Origin of the sequence: Kitasatospora sp. NPDC002227 (assembly GCF_040296285.1) — a bacterium.
Classification (GTDB): Bacteria; Actinomycetota; Actinomycetes; order Streptomycetales; family Streptomycetaceae; genus Kitasatospora.
Map to the genome: position 1 here is coordinate 293511 of NZ_JBEOWY010000002.1, position 19404 is coordinate 312914.

Here is a 19404-nt window from a genome sequence, read left to right on the forward strand (position 1 = left end):
ACCCTGTGGTCTCCCGTCGCTGGAGACTCAAGCGTAGAGCCGGGATCAGATCGCGCTGCCGGCCTTCCAGGCGGCCCAGCTCATGTTCCAGCCGTTCAGGCCGTTGGCCGGATCGACCGTCTTGTCACCGGAGTTGACCACCTCGACCACGTCGCCGGTGATCGAGGAGGCGTAGAACTTCGCGGCGTTGGTGCCCGGGTCGCCCGCGCCCTTGACGTCGCGCAGCGCGATGCAGCCGTGGCTGGTGTTGGCACTGCCGAAGGCGGAGGCGGGCGACCAGTAGTTGCCGTGGATGAAGGTGCCGGAGCTGGTCAGGCGCTGGGCGTGCGGCACGTCCGGGATGTTGTACTCGTCGCCCAGGCCGACGGTCTGCGAGTCCATCTTGGTCTGCAGGTACTGCTCGGCGATCACCAGCTTGCCGGCCCAGGTCTTGTGCTCGGGGGCGCCGCCGATCACGGGGTAGGTCGCGGTGACCTGGCCGTCGGTGGTGACGGTGAGGGTGTCGGCGGAGAGGTCGGCGACGCTGACCTGGCTGCGGCCGACGGTGAAGGTCACGTCCTTGGACTGGGTGCCGTAGACGCCCTTCGCCCCCTCGACGTCCTTCAGCCGGAGCTTGAGGGTGACCTTGGTGCCCTTGGCCCAGTACCGCTCCGGGCGGAAGTCGAGCCGGGTGCTGGAGAGCCAGTGCCCGACGATCTCGACGCCCGGCTCGGCGGTCACGGTGATCGCCTGCTGCACGGCCTTCTTGTCGGTGACCGGCTTGTTGAAGTTGATCGACACCGGCATGCCGACCCCGACGGTGGAGCCGTTCTCCGGGGTGAAGTAACCGACGAAGGTGTTGGCGGGGCTCGCGGTGGCGAAGGACGTGTTGGCGTCCGCCTCCAGCTTCTTCGCGTCGGCGGCCGTGGCCGCCACGGTGTACTTGGTGCCGCTGGCGAGCGGGTCGGTGGAGGTCCAGCTGGTGCCGTCGGGCGCCAGCCGGCCGGCTATCTCCTTGCCCGCCGAATCGGTGACCTTGACCGAGCTGAGCCTGCCGTCGGCGACGGTGACCTTGACCGGCTCGACGAAGGGCGCGTCGGTGACACCGTCGGCCGGGGCGACGGCGATCTTCGCCGCCGAGGTCTTCGGGGTGTCCCCGCCGCCACCGCCGCCCGAGGCACCCCCGCTGGAGCCGCTGCAGGCCGCCACCAGGAGGACGGGAGCGCCGAGCAGGCCGGTGAGCACGCCACGACGGCTCCACTGGCCCTGGGCCCGGCGGTGCTGCTTCTCGGATGCCGTCACTTGGTGTTCTCCCTGCTCTACAGCTGCGCTACTACGGACAAACAACGCAGTTCAGGAGGAAACGGTTCCATCATCAACCGGTTGAGATCGTACGAGAGTACTTCTACTCATGCCATAAGAGGCACTCGTACCATAAGCAGCAAAAAGGACAGACCGCCCGCCCCGGTCGATCCGGGACGGGCGGTCTGTACGGCTGTGCGCCGGGCTCTACTCGACGGTGTACTCGTCCCAGCCCTCTTCGCTGGCCTCGAACTCGGTCGGGGCGGACTCCCAGGTGGCCGAGGCCAGCTCGACGCCGGGGACGTCGGCGAGCATCGCGACCGGGTCGATGAAGTGGGCGAGCGAGCCGGACGGGTCCAGCTCGATGGCCTCGATGGACTGGACGCGCTCCTCGTCGTCCAGGTAGTCGTCCTCCTTGACCTGGGTCAGGGCGGCGGCCTTGAGAGCGTCCTCGTCGGTGATCTCGGCGATGAGCTCGATGGTGAGGCGTACGTAGCGGGGAACGTCCTGCTCGGGCAGGTCAGTGCTGGTCATGTGTGCGAGGGTAGGCGCTCGCGGCCGGGCAGGCGAAACCCGTGGTCATGCGACCGGGCCGGGCCCCCGCGAACGGAGGGCCCGGCCCGGTCGGCCCCGCCCGCTCCCCCACCCGGGAGCCGCGGAGCCGCGCCTTGCGGCGCATGGGTGCCGCAGGGGCCGCCACACCCTGGCACCGGCCGGAGCCGGACCAGGGGCGGGACGACGGCAGCCCCCTCGCGGGCGGGCACCCGGCCGGTCAGGGCCGGCCGGTGCCCGAGGTGACCGCACGGGCGGGGAGCCGCTCCCTCCCGCACCGTCACCATGCTCGGCGTCTCGCCGTGCCCACTACATTGCCGCACGGTTGTTAACCCGATGCTGCGTGGACATGACGCCGGTGTACCACTTCGTGCCGGGAGGAGCGGCTCCCGGTAACACAGTTGAGCAGGCGTCAGTGGCGGACGGCCAGGAAGGCGAGCAGGTCCTGCCGGGTCACGATGCCCTGCGGCTTGCCCTCGACCAGCACGACGGCCGCGTCGGCCTTCTCCAGCACGGTCATCAGGCTGGTCACCGTCTCACCGGAGCCGACCACCGGCAGCGGCTTGGACATGACGTCCTCCAGCTTGTCCGTCAGCGCGATCCGCTTGGCGAACAGGCCCTCCAGCAGCTCGCGCTCGACCACCGAGCCGATCACCTCGCCCGCCATGACGTCCGGGTGGGCGGCGCCCGCCGAGACGACCGGCATCTGCGAGACGCCGAAGTCGCTCAGCACGCGGACGGCCTCGGCGACCGTCTCGGTCGGGTGCATGTGGACGAACTGCGGGATGCCCTCGTGCTCCAGCGCGTCCTTGCGGGCCAGCACCTCGCCGATGTGCGCCTCGTCGGTGGCGTTGGGCAGGAAGCCGTAGTCGGCCATCCAGTCGTCGTTGAAGATCTTGGAGAGGTAGCCGCGGCCGCCGTCCGGCAGCAGCACCACGACGACGTCGTCCGGGCCGAGCTCCTTGGCGACCTCCAGCGCGGCCACCACGGCCATACCGCAGGAGCCGCCGACCAGCAGGCCCTCCTCCTTGGCCAGGCGGCGGGTCATCTGGAACGAGTCCTTGTCGGAGACCGCGACGATCCGGTCCGCCACGTTGCGGTCGTAGGCGGTCGGCCAGAAGTCCTCACCGACACCCTCGACCAGGTACGGCCGGCCGGTGCCGCCGGAGTAGACCGAGCCCTCCGGGTCGGCGCCGACGACCTGCACCTTGCCGCCGGAGACCTCCTTCAGGTAGCCGCCGGTGCCGGAGATGGTGCCGCCGGTGCCCACGCCCGCCACGAAGTGGGTGATCTTCCCGTCCGTCTGCTCCCACAGCTCCGGGCCGGTGGAGTAGTAGTGCGAGGCCGGGTTGTCCGGGTTGGAGTACTGGTCCGGCTTCCAGGCGTTCGGGGTCTCGCGGACCAGGCGGTCGGAGACGTTGTAGTAGGAGTCCGGGTGCTCCGGGGCGACGGCGGTCGGGCAGACCACGACCTCGGCGCCGTACGCGCGCAGGGTGTTGATCTTGTCGGTCGAGACCTTGTCAGGACAGACGAAGATGCACTTGTAGCCCTTCTGCTGGGCCACGATCGCCAGACCGACACCGGTGTTGCCGGAGGTCGGCTCGACGATGGTGCCACCGGGCTTGAGCGCACCCGAGGCCTCGGCGGCCTCGATCATGCGCATCGCGATCCGGTCCTTCACCGAGCCACCGGGGTTGAAGTACTCGACCTTCGCCAGCACGGTAGCGCTGATGCCCTCGGTGACCTTGTTGAGCTTCACCAAAGGCGTGTTGCCGACCAACTCGATGATCGAATTGCTGTACCGCACGGGGGTCCTCCCGGTCTGTGGCGTTGCACGTGCTTTTAAGGGTGATTCAAAGCCTAGTGCCGCTCTCCACGGATGGCCGACGATCACCGATAGCGAGCCGCTCCGACGGGTACGTAGGGGGAAAGGCCCTGCTGAGGGGCGGCCGCGAAGGGGGTCCAAGGTGACAGGAGCGCAGGAGTCGCGGGCCCGGGTGGCCCGGCGGATCGCTACGGCGGCCGCGTACGGCGGGGGTGGCCTGGGGTTGTTGGGGGTGGGGCTGGCGGGGCTGCTGCTCACCGAGACCAAGTTGGCGGTGCGGGCCGTGGGGCTGCTGGAGGGGGACCCGCCGAAGGCCGACGGGGTGTACGGGGAGGGGTTCACCGACCCGCTGGCAGGGGCGCAGCCGCCGTTGGTACTCGCCTTCCTGGGTGACTCCACGGCGGCCGGGCTGGGCGTCACCCGGGGGCAGGAGACGCCGGGGGCGCTGCTCGCGGCCGGGCTGGCCGCGGTGGCCGAGCGGCGGGTGCGGCTGGCCAACGTGGCGAAGTCGGGGGCGCGCTCCTGCGACCTCGCGCGGCAGGTCGAGCTGGCACTCCCCCACCGGCCGGCCCTGGCCGTGATCATGATCGGTGCGAACGACGTGACCAGGCACGCGCCCGCCGCCCAGTCGGTGCGGCTGCTCGGCGAGGCCGTCCGGGCGCTGCGGGCGACGGGCTGCGAGGTGGTGGTCGGCACCTGCCCGGACCTGGGCACCATCAAGCCCGTCCGGCCGCCGCTGCGCTGGGTGGCCCGGCGGCTCAGCCGGCAGCTGGCCGCCGCGCAGACCATCGCGGTGGTGGAGAACGGCGGGCGGACTGTCTCGCTCGGCTCGCTGCTCGGCCCGGAGTTCGCGGCCCGCCCGGAGATGTTCGCGGCCGACCGCTACCACCCGTCCGCCCAGGGCTACGCCACGGCGGCGATGGCCATGCTCCCCTCGCTCTGCGCCGCGCTGGACCTCTGGCCCGCCGACACCGAGCCCCAGGCGCCCGCCGAGGCGGTGCTGCCGGTGGCGGTCGCGGCCGCGGCGGCCGCCGGGCAGTCCGGCACCGAGGTCGCGGCCCTCGAGCAGGGCACCGGCGCCTGGCGCTGGGCCCAGCTGCGGCACCGGCTGCGGGTCGGCCTGCCGGGGGCGGTCGGCACACCTGAGGCGGCGTCGGCGAACTCACACCCGGGGCCTGGTGACGCCTGAGGCTACCAGGCGGTAACTTTCCTCCCGAGCGTCCTGCCGGGGTGCAAGGCTTGAGTGCGGTACTGATTCGAGCAGCCACCCGGCAGCCGCCCAGTCCCGCCCGGTCACCTCAACCAGGAGCCAGCCATGCCCGAAGCCGTCATCGTCAGCGCCGCCCGTTCGCCGATCGGCCGGGCCTTCAAGGGCTCGCTGAAGGACGTCCGCCCGGACGACCTGACCGCCCAGATCATCGCCGCCGCCCTGGCCAAGGTGCCCGAGCTGGACCCGCGCGAGATCGACGACCTGATGCTCGGCTGCGGCCTGCCCGGAGGCGAGCAGGGCCACAACCTGGCCCGCATCATCGCCGTCCAGATGGGCATGGACTACCTCCCGGGTGCCACCATCACCCGGTACTGCTCCTCCTCGCTGCAGACCACCCGGATGGCGCTGCACGCGATCAAGGCGGGCGAGGGCGACGTCTTCATCTCGGCCGGTGTCGAGACCGTCTCCCGCTCGGTCAACGGCACCTCCGACGGCATGCCGAACACCCAGAACCCGCTCTTCGCCGACGCCGTCGCCCGCACCGCCGAGCGCGCCGCGAACGGCGGCGGCGAGTGGCACGACCCGCGCGAGGACGGGCTCGTCCCGGACGCGTACATCGCGATGGGCCAGACCGCCGAGAACCTGGCGGCGCTCAAGGGCGTCTCCCGCGCCGAGCAGGACGCCTTCGGCGTGCGCTCGCAGAACCTCGCCGAGGCGGCCATCAAGGCCGGCTTCTGGCAGCGCGAGATCACCCCGGTCACCACCCCGGACGGCACCGTCGTCTCGGCCGACGACGGCCCGCGCGCGGGCGTCACGCTGGAGGCCGTCCAGGGCCTCAAGCCGGTCTTCCGCCCGGACGGCACCGTGACCGCCGGCAACTGCTGCCCGCTCAACGACGGCGCGGCCGCCCTGGTGATCATGTCCGACACCAAGGCCCGCCAGCTCGGCCTCACCCCGCTCGCCCGGGTGGTCTCCACCGGCGTCTCGGCCCTCTCCCCCGAGATCATGGGCTACGGCCCGGTCGAGGCCTCCAAGCAGGCCCTCAAGCGGGCCGGCCTGTCGGTCTCCGACATCGACCTGGTCGAGATCAACGAGGCCTTCGCGGCCCAGGTCATCCCCTCCTACCAGGCCCTGGGCATCGACCTGGACCGCCTGAACGTCAACGGCGGCGCCATCGCCATCGGCCACCCCTTCGGCATGACCGGCGCCCGGATCACCACCACGCTGATCAACTCGCTGCAGTGGCACGACAAGCAGTTCGGCCTCGAGACCATGTGCGTGGGTGGCGGCCAGGGTATGGCGATGGTGATCGAGCGGCTCTCCTGAGTTAAGTACCGGCGCTTCACCACCCGTTCGGGGTGACATTGCGTAATTGAGGGGCGGATCACACCTCCGGGTGCGATCCGCCCCTCTTCCCGCCCCGGAAGGGGTGTTTTGTCGACGGTGCGAAGTCGGTCAACTCCGCTGCGTAGAACGGCACTACTTAACAATTCGGGGACAAGGACGTAAGTCACGGACAAAACGGACATCTGCCACTGCAGTAACTGGCATCCATGCGGCAGTGTGGAGACGTAACCCCGTTCCACTCCTCGCTAGGAGTACGTTCCGTGAGCGTCGTCTACACCACCCTGCTGCTGATCCTGATCGCCGTGTGTGCCGCCGTCCTGCTCCACGTCCGCGGACTCTCCCGTCGGCTCGAGGAGCAGCAGCGCGCCGCAAGTACCGCCGCCCCGGCCGTCGTTGACGAGGCCGTCATACGGCGGGCGGTGATCGAGGCACTGGCCGCCGACCGCGAGCGGGAGATCGCCGAGGCACGGGCGTTCTGGGCCGAGCAGGAGGCGCGGGCGGTGGAGGACGCTCCGCTCTTCGACTCCCCCTTCACCAGCACCGGCCTGACGGCCGCCGAGGAGTGGCCGCTCTTCTTCCCGCGCCCGACCGGGCCGCAGGAGGCCGTCGACAACTCCGGCACCATGGACCCGGCCTTCGGCGAGGCGCTGCGGTCGGCCCTGGAGGACCTGATCAACGAGGAGCAGCCCGGCGGCGGTCTCCCGGCCGGCGGGCACCCCGCGGGCGGGCACCCGGCGGGGCACCCCGCCGCGGAGGCGGCCGGTGAGGCCAAGGCGCGGCGTGAGGCCGACCTGCTCGCCACCGGCCTGGAGGCCGGGCTCCTGGACGCCGAGCCGGTGGCCGCCCCCGACCCGCGGCGCCACCCGTCGCACCCGGACTTCGTGCCGAGCCAGACGCCGTCGCGCGAGTGGACCGACACCCGCCTGGCCACCCTGGCCGAGGAGAAGATCGCGCTTACCGACGTCCGCCCCGGCCCGCTGGGCACCCTGGACGTCTACGCCTTCGCCGACGGCACCACCCTCTGCGTGGCCCCGGGCGACCGGGAGGCCGCCTACCGCCTCATCGACGCCGTCCGCGCCGGCGAGGACGTCCGCCTCCTGGGCGGCTCCCGCTTCTCGGGCTCGTACTCGCTGACCTTCTCCACGGACGACGAAGCGGTGTACGTCCTCGCGGACCGCGTGGTGGCCAGCATCTGAGGGCCACCCCCTCAGGGGCGCGAGGAACTGCGCGAAGTCGGAAGAGTCCGGGTCGGAGCCTTCCGCACTCGCGCGGTTCCTCGCGCCCCTTGGTCGTGCAACTGACTGTCAGCGAGAAGGATCAAGCCGTCAGGTCGGAGATCCGGGCCGTCTCGGCCAGGGCTTCGGCGAGGGTGGCCGCGTCCGTGACGGCGGCCAGTTCGTGGCCGGCGACGGCGAGTTGGTCGCCGACGGTGAAGTCGCCGACGGCCGGGAAGGGGCGCGGGGCCTGGCCGGCCAGGGTGAGGGCCCGGGTGGCGAGCCAGGCGGCCAGCCAGTGGGCCGCGGCGGCCCGGGACGCGTATCCCGGTACTGCTCCGGTCAGCCGGCTCTGCGGCATCGACCGGAACCGGTCCGCCAACGCCTCTACCGCCACCACCAGCATCTGTTCGTCGACCATGGGCCGAGAGCCTACGGCCTGAACGCGCCGAGGCCCCCACCAGCACGGCAGGGGCCTCGGCGGAGTCGGGGCAGGATCAGTCGTCGCCCCGCAGGATCGCGATCAGCCGCAGCATCTCCAGGTAGATCCACACCAGCGAGAGCGTCAGGCCGAACGCCGCGCGCCAGGACTCCTGCTGCGGAGCACCGCCCCGGATCGCCGCCTCGATCTCGGCGAAGTCCAGCGAGAGGAAGAAGGCGCCGAGCCCGATCCCGACCAGGCCGACCAGGATGCCGAGCGGACCGGCGTTCATCCCCAGGTCGGCGCCGAACAGCGAGGCCACCAGGTTGACCAGGAGCAGCAGCACGAAGCCCATCGCGATGCTGAGCCCGATCCGGGTGTACCTCGGGGTGACCCGGATCCGGCCGCTGCGGTAGGCGAAGAGCATGGCCGCGAAGACCAGGGCGGTGCCGAGGACCGCCTGGATCGCGATACCGGGCAGGGCGGTGTTGAAGACCCTGGTGAGCGCACCGAGGAAGAAGCCCTCCAGCGCGGCATAGGCGAGGATCAGCGGCGCGCTGACGCTCCGCTTGAAGCTGATCACCATGCCGACCACGAACGCGGCGAACGCCGCCGCCATGACGATGCCGTAGGTGGCGATCGGCAGCGCGAACCAGGCGACCGCGCCGGCGGCGACCAGCGTCAGCAGGGTGAGCGCCGTCCGGGCGACCACGTCGTCCATGGTCATCCGGCCGGTCTGCAGCGGGCCCGCCGAGGGGGCCTGGTACATCTCCGCCAGCTGCTGGTCCGTCAGACCGCCCGGCCCGGTGCCGTACGGGTTCTGCGCGTAGGGGTTCTGGGCGTACGGGCTCCCGGCGGACGGCCGCTGGGTGGTGTCGAATCCCGCGTATCCGGTGTCGCGGGTGAAGGACCCCTCCCGCGAGAAGACCGGGTTGCTGCTCCTCATGCTCATTCCCTCCGGGGCAGCACGGCACCGCCCACTTTTCCCAGGGTAATGCCTTGGCAAAGGAACGGGCCTCCACCGCAAGGATGAGTCGTCGGCGGGGCCGAGCACGGTGGTGCGGCGGAGCAAGGTGGTGCGACGGAGTTGGTGCCCGGAGCCGGACTCGAACCGGCACGGCCTCGCGGCCAAGCAGTTTTAAGCTGCCCGTGTCTGCGTTCCACCACCCGGGCGTGCTGCGACATGCCCCGGACCGGGCCGCAGTGGTGCTCGGGCCGGGAGGGACACCCCAGAGAGTAGTCGCCCGGCTCCCCCTTTCGCATGTTCCCAGCCAGGGAAGTTGTCATGTTTTCAAACCATCTGACGGACAGTCGGTGATTCGGCCATCGAAGGCCCCGGAACGAGACATCACAATCCTGGCGGCCGGTATTTTCTTTCGATCACGGCGGCCCTCAGGGTCGGTGTCATACCGAAGGAGGAGAGAACGCGGCCCGGATACACCCAGGGGCGGTGGGGCCAACCGTTCGCCGGAGCGACGAGTTCGGCCAGGTGTGCGGAAGAGGATGGAAGCCTGAACCGTCGACCGACCCACAGGAGAGTTCCGTGACCACGACGACCGCGTACGCCGTCCACACCGGCCAGGCGGCTGCCCGCGCCACCGGCCTGAACAAGGTCTACGGCGAGGGGGAGACGCGGGTGGTCGCGCTCGACGACGTCTCCGTGGCGTTCCCGCAGGGGCAGTTCACCGCGATCATGGGCCCCTCGGGCTCCGGCAAGTCGACGCTGATGCACTGCATGGCCGGGCTGGACACGGTGTCCTCCGGCTCCTCGACCATCGGCGACACCGAGCTGGTCGGCCTGAAGGACAAGCAGCTCACCAAGCTGCGCCGGGATCACATCGGCTTCATCTTCCAGGCGTTCAACCTGCTGCCGACCCTGACGGCGCTGGAGAACATCACCCTCCCGATGGACATCGCGGGCCGCAAGGTCGACCGCGCCTGGCTCGACCGGGTGGTCGACACGGTCGGCCTCTCCGGCCGGCTCTCGCACCGCCCCAGCCAGCTCTCCGGCGGCCAGCAGCAGCGCGTGGCCTGCGCCCGGGCGTTGGCCGGCAAGCCCGACATCATCTTCGCGGACGAGCCCACCGGGAATCTCGACTCGCGTTCCGGAGCGGAGATCCTCGCTTTCCTGCGCAACTCCGTCCGCGAACTGGGCCAGACCGTCGTGATGGTCACCCACGACCCGGTCGCCGCCTCCTACGCGGACCGCGTGGTCTTCCTCGCGGACGGCCGGATCGTGGACGAGCTGATCAGCCCCACCGCCGACAGCGTGCTGGACCGGATGCGCCGCTTCGACGCCAAGGGCCGGACCAGCTGACGGGCCGCTCTCCCGCCGCCCGCCGCCCGATCCGACCTTCCAGGACGCACCCCATGTATCGCACCGCACTGCGCAACGTGCTGGCCCACAAGGGCCGACTCCTCATGACGGCGCTCGCCATCATGCTGGGCACCGCCTTCGTGGCGGGCACCATGGTCTTCTCCGACACGCTCGGCCAGGCCATGAAGAACAGCTATGCCAAGAGCTACACCGACGTCTCCGTCCAGGTCACCGACCACAACGCCGTCGGGGGCAAGTCCGACCCGAAGAAGGGCGAGCGCAACACCGCCAAGCTGACCGAGGCGACCGTCAAGGCGATCGCCGCCCTGCCCGGGGCCGAGCACGCCACCGGTGTGGTCTCCGGCTTCACCGGTGTGGCCGACCGCAAGGGCAAGCTGATCGGCGAGTCCTGGTCGGCCCAGGGCGGCAACTACGCGCCCGACGCCTCCGGCAAGGACCCCCGCTACCCGATGGTCGAGGGCCGCGGCCCGGCCAAGGCCGGCGAGATCGCGCTGGACAAGGAGACCGCCGCCACCGGGGGTTACAAGGTCGGCGACAAGGTCCGCACCGCCGACACCGGGCCGGCCACCGACTCGGTGCTGACCGGCATCTTCACCACGGACGACCCGCAGGTCTCCTCCGGTGCCACGCTCACCCTGCTCGACACCGCCACCGCCCAGCAGCGGCTGCTGACGCCCGGCCAGTTCAGCAGCATCATCGTCAAGGCCAAGCCCGGCTTCTCCGAGCAGGCCCTGCAGGACCAGGTCCTGCCGAAGCTGCCCAGCGCCGGGTACCAGTTCACCGTGCAGACCGGCGAGCAGCTGACCGCCGACCAGTCCCGGATGATCGCCCAGGGCACCGCGAACATGAAGACGATGCTGCTGGTCTTCGCCGCCATCTCGCTCTTCGTCGGCATCTTCATCATCGCCAACACCTTCACCATGCTGATCGCCCAGCGCACCAAGGAGCTGGCCCTGCTGCGCGCGGTCGGCGCCGGCCGGGCCCAGGTCACCAAGTCGGTGCTGGTGGAGGCTCTGCTGATCGGCCTGCTCGCCTCGGTGGCCGGTCTGCTCGCGGGCATCGGCATCGGCGCCGGCATGCAGTCGCTGGTCCACTCGCTCAGCTCCGGCATGCCCACCGGCCCGCTGGTGCTCTCGCCGACCGCCCTGATCGTCGCCCCCGTGGTCGGCATCGTGGTGACGGTGCTCTCGGCCGTCCTCCCGGCGGTGCGCGCCTCCCGGATCGCCCCGGTGGCCGCGATGAGCAGCGGTGACCAGCCCACCAGTCAGAAGGGCCTGCTGGTCCGCAACATCATCGGCTTCCTGATCGCCGGCGGCGGCGGCGCGCTGATCGCGATGGGCTCGACGATGGGCAATGACGGCCGGATGCCGGTCGGCCTCGGCGCCGGGCTCGCCCTGATCGGCATCTTCGTCCTGCTGCCGCTGCTGTCCCGTCCGGTGATCGCGCTGGTCGGCCCGCTGCTGGCCAAGCTGGCCGGCACTCCGGGCAAGCTCGCCCGGCAGAACGCGGTGCGCAACCCGCGCCGTACCGCCGCCACCGCCGCGGCCCTCACCATCGGCCTGACCCTGGTCAGCGCGCTCACCGTGCTGGGCGCCTCGGTCACCGGTGCCGTGGACAAGGCCGTCACCAGCGCCATGGCGGCGGACTACGACGTCCAGATGGCCAACGGCATGACGATGACGCCGGAGATGGCCGCCAAGATCTCCAAGGCGCCCGGCGTGGCCGCCGCCAGCCCCTTCCAGGACATGTACTGGGACGTCAACGGCACCGGCACCGGCGTCAACGGCATCGACGCGGCCGCCGCGGGTGTGCTGCTCAAGCCCGAGGTGACCACCGGTTCGCTGGCCGCCCTCGGCCAGGGCCAGGCCCTGGTCGACGAGGACTTCGCCAAGAAGCACGGCCTGGCCGTCGGCACCAAGCTCGCCGTCGACCCCTACAGCGGCAGCAAGGCGGAGCTGACCGTCGGCGGCACCTACCGCGGCAACGCGATGCTGAAGCCGGTGCTGGTCTCCAACGCCCAGCTGGCCAAGCTGGACCCGACGGCGGACGTCCGCGAGGTGCTGGTCAAGGGCACCGACGGCACCTCCGAGGCCCTGCGGCAGTCGATCATGGACGCCACCGGCAACAACCCGGTGGTCGAGGTGAAGACCAAGCAGGACATCCGGGACCAGTTCAGCAAGATCATCACCTTCGCGCTGAACATGATGTACGGCCTGCTGGCGATGTCCGTCCTGGTCGCCGTCCTCGGCGTGATCAACACGCTGGCGATGTCCGTCTTCGAGCGCAAGCGCGAGATCGGCATGCTGCGCGCGATCGGTCTGGACCGACGGGGCGTCAAGCGGATGGTCCGGCTGGAGTCGGTGGTGATCTCGCTCTTCGGCGCGGCGATCGGCGTGGCCCTGGGCTGCTTCCTGGCCTGGGCGGTCAACGGCACCCTCAAGGACAGCCTGACCGGCCTCACCACCGTGCTGCCCTACGGCAAGCTGCTGGCCTTCCTGGCCATGGCCGGCCTGGTCGGCCTGGTGGCCGCCCTGTGGCCCGCCCGCCGGGCCGCCAAGCTGGACATCCTCTCCAGCATCAAGACCGACTGACCCCCGGCACGACAGAGCCCCGGCCCTCCCCCTTCGTCAGGGGGAGGGCCGGGGCTTCTGCTTGGGAACTTCTTGCTGTACTCCGCCCGGTCGCACAGGCCGGCTGAGCACCACGGAGGTCGTGGTCCGGCAACGCTGCCGGGCGGAGAGCCTCCGACTCATATGCCCCGGTGTTCCCACACCAAGGCCCAGGTCGTCGTTCCTACTTGCTGGCGAGCTCCTTGGCAGGGGCGGCGGCCTCGACCGGCTTGGGAGCCGGGCCGGCGGCGTCCTGGAACTCCTTGTACGGGTTCTCCATCTGCACCAGGCCGACGGCCTCGCGCTTGAGGAACATCGCGAGCGTCCAGTCGGTGAAGACCCGGACCTTGCGGTTCATGGTCGGGACCATGGCGCCGTGGTACAGGCGGTGGAACCACCAGGCCGGACGGCCCTTCAGCTTGTACTTGCCGAAGAGGATCGCCACACCCTTGTGCAGGCCGAGACCGGCGACCGCACCGAGGTTCTTGTGCTTGTACTCCTTCTGCGGGAAGCCCCGCATGCCGGAGATGACGTTGTCACCGAGGACGACCGCCTGGCGGCAGGCGTGCTGGGCGTTCGGCGGGCACCAGGCGCCCTCGCCGGCGGCGAGGTCCGGCACCTGGGCGTTGTCGCCGGCCGACCAGACGTAGTCGAAGCCCTTGACCTGCAGGGTCGGGGCGGTGTCCACGTGGCCGCGCGGGCCCAGCGGGAGGCCGAAGTTGGCCAGCACCGGGTTCGGCTTGACGCCCGCCGTCCACACGATGGTGGAGGCGTCCACCTCGACGCCGTTCTTCAGCACCACGTGCTGGTCGACGCAGGAGTCCATCGAGGTCTCGATGTAGATCTCGATGTTGCGCTCTTCGAGCTTCTCCTTGGTCCACAGACCGAGGTCCGGGCCCATCTCGGGGAGGATGCGGTTGGCCGCCTCCACCACGATGAAGCGCATGTCGTCACGGCTGACGGTCTTGTAGATCTTGGCGGCGTCGCGCGCCATGTCCTCGATCTCGGCGACCGTCTCGATGCCGGCGAAGCCGCCACCGACGACGACGAAGGTGAGGGCCTTGCGGCGCACCTCCGGGTCGGCGGTCGACTCGGCCTTGTCCAGCTGCGCCATGACGTGGTTGCGGAGGCTGATGGCCTCCTCGACCGACTTCATGCCGATGCCGTGCTCGGCCAGGCCGGGGATCGGGAAGGTGCGGGAGACCGAGCCGGTGGCGACGACCAGGTAGTCGAAGGGCAGCTCGTACGGGTCACCGGCCGACGGCGCGATGGTGGCGACCTTGCGGGCGTGGTCCACACCGGTCACAGAACCGGTGAGCACCTCCGCCTTCTTGAGGGCGCTGCGCAGCGGCGCGACGAGGTTGCGAGGGGCGACGTTGCCGCCGGCCGCCTCGGGAAGGAAGGGCAGGTACGTCATGTACGACCGCGGGTCGACGACCGTGACGGTCGCCTCCCCGTAGCGCATCTTCTTGAGGATGCGCATCGCGGCATACAGGCCGACGTAACCACCGCCGACAATGAGGATGCGAGGACGCTCCGTGGTGCTCATATCGGAAAGTATCCAGTACCGTCCGGCGGCGCTTTCGTGAGGCCCGTCACAGGACTCTGGACACCCTCTGCTACACTGCGCGGCCACACAACCGGCCCGGGACGGTCACCTCACCCGCCCCGGCCGCCCGCCGTGAGTACTCCGGCAGGAGCGGCCCGCTTGAGCAGCAACGATCCTTCTGCTGGCCGGGTTCCCAGCCACCATTTCGATTCCATCGCCCATCACGGGCCCACGCCTGCGATCCAAGGGGCCAGGGCGGAAAGTCACCTTCGGTGCCGCATATCGGACGGAGCGGGTACGAGAGTGCGACGAAAGGCTGGATCGCCATGTGAAGAAATTCACGAAGTTTCTTCGGGCGATCCGGCCCCCGCGTGTCGCAGGCACCCCAAACCGGGCGAAACCGCCCGGCCTAGCGGCCCTCGACCAGGCTCCAGGCGATGCCGTCGAGGATGTCGTGCTCGCTCACCACGAGCTCCTCGGCGCCGGTGCGGTCCATGATCTCGAGCAGCACCGTGGCGCCCGCCGCGATCACGTCCACCCGGCCCGGGTGCATCACCGGGATCGCGGCGCGCTCCTCGTGGGTCGAGGCCAGCAGGCGCTCGGTGACGGCCCGCACGGCCTCCCGCGTGATGCGGGCGTGGTGGATCGCCGCCGACTCGTACGCGGGCAGGTCGAGCACGATGCCCGCCACCGTGGTGACGGTGCCGGCCAGGCCCACCAGGGTGGCCGGGCCGGTCAGGTCGACCACCTCGGCGGCCTGGTCCAGCGCGGCCCGCACGTCGGCCTTGGCGGCCTCCACCTGGGCCGGCGCCGGCAGTTCGGTGCCCGCGAAGTGGCGCTCCGTCAGCCGCACGCAGCCGATGTCCACCGAGCGGGCGGCCTCGACGTCGGTGGTACCCCGGACGAACTCGGTGGAGCCGCCACCGAGGTCGAAGACCAGGTACGGCGGCCGGACGGCCTCGCCGGAGAGCTCCCTGGTGGCACCGACGAAGGAGAGGTGGGCCTCCTCCTCGCCGCTGACCACCTCGGGCTCGACCCCGAGGATCTCCTTGACGCCCTTGGTGAACTCCGAGGCGTTCTCGGCGTCCCGCGAGGCGGAGGTCGCCACCAGCCGGACGCGGTCCGAGCTGACACCGTAGGAGGAGATCACCTCGGCGTAGGTGCGGCAGGCCGCGAAGGTGCGCTCCAGTGCGTCGGGGTGCAGCCGGCCGGTGCTGTCGACCCCCTGGCCCAGGCGGTTGATGACCATCCGCCGGTCCAGGTCGGTCACGGTGCCGGCCTCGAGATCGAGGTCGGCGACCAGCAGGCGGATCGAGTTGGTGCCGCAGTCGATGGCGGCGACCCTGGTGGTGCTCACTGCCCCTCCTCCTCGGCCAGGCGCTTCTTCTCCGCGCGCTCGGCCGTCAGCTGCTCCTTCGCGGCGATCACCGCCGCGTGGTCGGGGCTCTCGGCCCGCTCGGCCTCGACCTTGGCCAGGTGCTCGGCCACGGCCTCGGGGCTGACGCAGGGGCCCTTGGCCCACCAGTCCTCCAGCATCCCGATCGCCTCGTCACCGAGCGGGTTGACGCCGGGCCCGGCGGCCAGCGAGTGGCCGACCAGCACGTGCAGGCACTTCACCCGGTCCGGCATGCCGCCCGCGCTCGGGAAGCCCTCCAGGACCTCGATGGCGTCGCGGCGGGCGATGTAGTCCTCGTGCGCCTTCTGGTACGCGGCCGCCAGCTCCTGGTCCTCGGCCAGCCGGGCGGTCTGCTCCTTCATCACGCCGTCGGCCTCCAGGGTGCCGATCAGCGAGGCGGCCTTGGGGCAGGTCAGGTAGTACAGCGTCGGGAAGGGCGTGCCGTCGGGCAGCCGGGGCGCGGTCTCCACCACGTCCGGGTTGCCGCAGGGGCAGCGGTGCGCGACGCCGCGCAGGCCGCGGGGCACACGGCCCAGCTGGGCGGCGATGGCGGCCACGTCGGAGTCGGCGACGTCAGGGGTGGTGTTCTCAGAAGTCATTGGGTGCTGTCTCTAGCGGGGGGCAGGGGCAAGGGTTGCGGCGGAGTCGGCCTCGTCGACCGACTCCCACACGCTGGTGTACCAAGGCTGGGCGGCCGCCTGGGGCTTGCCCGCCGAGGGCTGGCCGGCGGCGGCGGGGTGGGGGTCGACGGAGACGAAGGAGCTGTCGCCCGGCATCGCGTAGTGCAGCCGCTCGCGGGCCTGGGTGCGGACGAACGCCGGGTCCTGCCAGCGGGCGCGCTCCCGGCTCAGCTGCTCGACCTGCTGCTTCGCGTGCTCCGCCTTGGCCCGCTGGGCCGCGATCTCGGACCGCTGGGCGATGAACTGCCGGGTCGGGTAGGCGAGGATCGCGACGAGCGAGCAGAGCACCAGGACGAGGACGGTCGCCCGGCTGGTGAAGCGCGGGCGCGCCAAGCGGCCCGGGATCTTCCACTTGGCCATCTCGTCGCCCCTCCTCCAGTCGCACCGGTGCCCCGGCACCCACCCTACGGGGTGAGCGCCGGGGCACCGGTCAGGCGTGCTCGGGTGATCAGCCCTCGTACTTGTAGCGCGGGAACGCGCCGCGGCCCGCGTACTCGGCGGCGTCGTCGAGGATCTCCTCGATGCGCAGCAGCTGGTTGTACTTGGCGACGCGCTCGGAGCGGGCCGGGGCGCCGGTCTTGATCTGGCCGCAGTTGGTGGCGACGGCGAGGTCGGCGATGGTGACGTCCTCGGTCTCGCCGGAGCGGTGCGACATCATGCAGCGGTAGCCGTTGCGCTGGGCCAGCTCGACGGCGTCCAGGGTCTCGGTCAGCGAACCGATCTGGTTGACCTTGACCAGCATCGAGTTGGCGGTGCCGGTCTCGATGCCGCGGGCCAGGCGGGCCGGGTTGGTGACGAACAGGTCGTCGCCGACCAGCTGGACCTTGTCGCCGAGGCGGTCGGTCATGGCCTTCCAGCCGTCCCAGTCCTCCTCGTTCAGCGGGTCCTCGATGGAGACCAGCGGGTAGTTGGCGACCAGGTCGGCGTAGTAGTCGATCAGCTCGGAGGCCGACAGCGCCTTGCCCTCGAACTGGTACGCGCCGTCCTTGTAGAACTCGGAGGCGGCGACGTCCAGGGCGAGCGCGACGTCCTTGCCCGGGGTGTAGCCGGCCTTCTTGATGGCCTCGGTGATGAGGTCGAGGGCCTCGCGGTTGGAGTCGAGGTTCGGCGCGAAGCCGCCCTCGTCGCCCAGGCCGGTGGAGAGGCCGCGGTCCTTCAGCACGCCCTTGAGGGTGTGGTAGACCTCGACGCCCCAGCGGACGGCCTCGGAGAAGGACTCCGCACCGATCGGCGCGATCATGAACTCCTGGATGTCCACGTTGGAGTCCGCGTGCGAACCACCGTTGAGGATGTTCATCATCGGGACGGGCAGCACGTGGGCGTTGGGGCCGCCGAGGTAGCGGAACAGCGGGAGGTCGCTGGCCTCGGAGGCGGCGTGCGCGACGGCGAGGGAGACGCCCAGGATCGCGTTGGCACCGAGCGAGGACTTGTCCGGGGTGGCGTCCAGGTCGAGCATGGCCTGGTCGATCAGGCGCTGCTCGGTGGCGTCGTAGCCGACCAGCTCCGGGCCGATCTGCTCGATGACGGCCAGGACGGCCTTCTCGACGCCCTTGCCGAAGTAGCGGTTCTTGTCACCGTCGCGCAGCTCCAGCGCCTCGAAGGCTCCGGTGGAGGCGCCGGACGGCACGGCGGCACGGCCGGTGCTGCCGTCGTCGAGACCGACCTCGACCTCGACCGTGGGGTTGCCGCGGGAGTCGAGGATCTCGCGGGCTACGACGACATCAATGGACGGCACGAGGCATCTCCTATGGGGACGATGGCGGAGTCCTTACGCCCAGAGCCTAACCGCACCCGGCCCCGCAGCCGCGCTGACCTTGGCCCTGTCTCACCGTGTGGCCGCCTACTCACCGGTAGTTCACCGGCGGGCGGGCGGCCACGGCGCCGGCCGGGTCAGCCGAGCCGGAGCACCTGGCCCGGCATGATGAGGTCCGGGTTGCCGCCCACGGTCGGCTTGTTGGCGTCGTACAGCGCCTGCCAGCCGCCGTTCACGTGCTGGGCCTGGGCGATGCCCGACAGGGTGTCACCGCTGCGGACGGTGTAGCCGTGGCTCGGCGAGGCCGGCTTGGCGGGCGCCTGGGCCGGGGCCTTGGCGGCCTGCTGCGCCTTCAGCTGCTGAGCCGGGGCGGTGAACTGCCGGTAGACGCTCTGGTGGCTGGTCCAGTACCAGCCGCCGTCCTTCTGGTACCAGTACTTGCCGGTGGCGGCGTCGTAGCCGGCCTTGCCCGGGAAGCCCGGGGCGGCCTTGCTCTCGGCGGGCTTCGCAGGCTTCGCCGCGCGGGTGGAGGTGCCTTCCGAGGAGGTGTCCACGTCGGCGGCCGAACCACCCCCGCCCAGCCCGGCCTTGACCGAGCAGACCGGCCAGGCGCCGGGGCCCTGGGAGGCGAGCACCTTCTCGGCGACGGCGATCTGCTGGCCCTTCGAGGCCTGGTTCGCCTGCGCGGCGTACTGGCCGCCGCCGTAGGCCTTCCAGGTGCTGGAGGTGAACTGCAGGCCGCCGTAGAAGCCGTTGCCGGTGTTGATGCTCCAGTCACCGCCGCTCTCGCAGTCGGCGACCCGGTCCCAGGTCGAGACGGAGGCGGCCTGGGCGCCGGTGGCGGCCAGCAGCGGCAGTGCGAGGCCGACGCCCGCGACACCCGCGACGGCGATGGCCTTCTCGGCCTGGGTGCGGCGACGGTGACGGCCCGAACCGGTGAACAGCATGAAATTCCCTCTCCGCACGCCTACGAAGTGAGCTGTCGGGTTCGGACCGGGAGGTGGCCCGGCCGCTGGGCCTCGGCATTCCATGGCGGAACGTTTCGGCTGACGCGGCTTCACCCCAAGCCGTGGAGGACGGCACCAAACCTGGGTCCTCCGCCCCTGCCCGGGGTCAGGTCGGGTGCCCGGCGGCGCGGCGGGCAGGATTCGGCGTCCCGCGCCCCGGGGTTCGCAGCTGCGAACACCAGGGAGAGTAAGCAGAGCGAACGTCAGATCACAAGCTCATAT

16 protein-coding genes, 1 tRNA gene and 1 riboswitch are annotated in these 19404 nt (G+C 70.9%); of the genes, 5 read left to right on the plus strand and 12 right to left on the minus strand.

Annotated elements, in window-relative coordinates:
• Nucleotides 1–45: 45 nt before the first annotated feature.
• The 3 genes from ABT095_RS03180 to ABT095_RS03190 form a co-directional block, all read right to left on the minus strand.
• Nucleotides 46–1281, minus strand: a complete 1236-nt coding sequence (locus ABT095_RS03180) for a L,D-transpeptidase (protein ID WP_350527512.1) — start codon at nucleotides 1279–1281, stop codon at nucleotides 46–48.
• A 207-nt stretch (nucleotides 1282–1488) separates the two neighbouring features.
• Complete coding sequence (locus ABT095_RS03185) at nucleotides 1489–1815, minus strand: hypothetical protein (RefSeq protein WP_350527513.1); 327 nt, start codon at nucleotides 1813–1815, stop codon at nucleotides 1489–1491.
• A gap of 430 nt (nucleotides 1816–2245) precedes the next feature.
• Complete coding sequence (locus tag ABT095_RS03190) at nucleotides 2246–3640, minus strand: cystathionine beta-synthase (protein WP_350527514.1); 1395 nt, start codon at nucleotides 3638–3640, stop codon at nucleotides 2246–2248.
• Nucleotides 3641–3800: 160 nt separating this feature from the next.
• Between ABT095_RS03190 and ABT095_RS03195 the strand changes: the two genes are divergently transcribed.
• The 3 genes from ABT095_RS03195 (at nucleotide 3801) to ABT095_RS03205 (ending at nucleotide 7411) form a co-directional block, all read left to right on the plus strand.
• Nucleotides 3801–4847 (plus strand): SGNH/GDSL hydrolase family protein, encoded by a 1047-nt coding sequence (locus tag ABT095_RS03195; RefSeq protein WP_350527515.1) that lies wholly within the window; start codon nucleotides 3801–3803, stop codon nucleotides 4845–4847.
• Between the two features lie 126 nt (nucleotides 4848–4973).
• On the plus strand, nucleotides 4974–6194 hold the full coding sequence (locus tag ABT095_RS03200; RefSeq protein ID WP_350527516.1) for an acetyl-CoA C-acetyltransferase: 1221 nt from the start codon (nucleotides 4974–4976) through the stop codon (nucleotides 6192–6194).
• Nucleotides 6195–6475: 281 nt separating this feature from the next.
• Nucleotides 6476–7411, plus strand: coding sequence for a hypothetical protein (locus ABT095_RS03205; RefSeq protein WP_350527517.1), 936 nt, complete (start codon nucleotides 6476–6478; stop codon nucleotides 7409–7411).
• Nucleotides 7412–7532: 121 nt separating this feature from the next.
• Here ABT095_RS03205 and ABT095_RS03210 read toward each other — a convergent pair whose 3' ends face one another.
• The 3 genes from ABT095_RS03210 to ABT095_RS03220 form a co-directional block, all read right to left on the minus strand.
• Nucleotides 7533–7850, minus strand: a complete 318-nt coding sequence (locus tag ABT095_RS03210) for a hypothetical protein (protein WP_350527518.1) — start codon at nucleotides 7848–7850, stop codon at nucleotides 7533–7535.
• Between the two features lie 76 nt (nucleotides 7851–7926).
• Nucleotides 7927–8796: a Bax inhibitor-1/YccA family protein gene (locus ABT095_RS03215; protein ID WP_350527519.1), complete on the minus strand. Its 870-nt coding sequence runs from the start codon at nucleotides 8794–8796 to the stop codon at nucleotides 7927–7929.
• A gap of 142 nt (nucleotides 8797–8938) precedes the next feature.
• A tRNA-Leu gene (locus ABT095_RS03220) sits at nucleotides 8939–9023 on the minus strand.
• A gap of 370 nt (nucleotides 9024–9393) precedes the next feature.
• Here ABT095_RS03220 and ABT095_RS03225 point away from each other — a divergent pair.
• Nucleotides 9394–10167: an ABC transporter ATP-binding protein gene (locus ABT095_RS03225; RefSeq protein ID WP_350527520.1), complete on the plus strand. Its 774-nt coding sequence runs from the start codon at nucleotides 9394–9396 to the stop codon at nucleotides 10165–10167.
• A gap of 53 nt (nucleotides 10168–10220) precedes the next feature.
• The gene (locus ABT095_RS03230) at nucleotides 10221–12779 is read left to right on the plus strand and encodes an ABC transporter permease (protein ID WP_350527521.1); all 2559 of its coding nucleotides are present in this window, start codon (nucleotides 10221–10223) and stop codon (nucleotides 12777–12779) included.
• 202 nt (nucleotides 12780–12981) lie between these two features.
• Here the strand turns inward: ABT095_RS03230 and ABT095_RS03235 are convergent, their stop codons facing one another.
• The 6 genes from ABT095_RS03235 to ABT095_RS03260 all read right to left on the minus strand — a co-directional run bounded on the left by ABT095_RS03235 (nucleotide 12982) and on the right by ABT095_RS03260 (nucleotide 19122).
• Nucleotides 12982–14346: an NAD(P)/FAD-dependent oxidoreductase gene (locus ABT095_RS03235; RefSeq protein WP_350527522.1), complete on the minus strand. Its 1365-nt coding sequence runs from the start codon at nucleotides 14344–14346 to the stop codon at nucleotides 12982–12984.
• Between the two features lie 409 nt (nucleotides 14347–14755).
• On the minus strand, nucleotides 14756–15703 hold the full coding sequence (locus ABT095_RS03240) for a Ppx/GppA phosphatase family protein (protein ID WP_350527523.1): 948 nt from the start codon (nucleotides 15701–15703) through the stop codon (nucleotides 14756–14758).
• Complete coding sequence (locus tag ABT095_RS03245; protein ID WP_350527524.1) at nucleotides 15700–16341, minus strand: DUF501 domain-containing protein; 642 nt, start codon at nucleotides 16339–16341, stop codon at nucleotides 15700–15702. The genes ABT095_RS03240 and ABT095_RS03245 overlap by 4 nt, the downstream gene beginning before the upstream one ends.
• Before the next feature lie 12 nt (nucleotides 16342–16353).
• Complete coding sequence (locus ABT095_RS03250) at nucleotides 16354–16782, minus strand: FtsB family cell division protein (RefSeq protein ID WP_350527525.1); 429 nt, start codon at nucleotides 16780–16782, stop codon at nucleotides 16354–16356.
• Between the two features lie 88 nt (nucleotides 16783–16870).
• Complete coding sequence (eno, locus tag ABT095_RS03255) at nucleotides 16871–18157, minus strand: phosphopyruvate hydratase (RefSeq protein ID WP_350527526.1); 1287 nt, start codon at nucleotides 18155–18157, stop codon at nucleotides 16871–16873.
• 155 nt (nucleotides 18158–18312) lie between these two features.
• Nucleotides 18313–19122, minus strand: coding sequence for a transglycosylase family protein (locus tag ABT095_RS03260; RefSeq protein ID WP_350527527.1), 810 nt, complete (start codon nucleotides 19120–19122; stop codon nucleotides 18313–18315).
• 1 nt (nucleotide 19123) lies between these two features.
• Nucleotides 19124–19305, minus strand: a riboswitch (cyclic di-AMP (ydaO/yuaA leader).
• Nucleotides 19306–19404: the final 99 nt, after the last annotated feature.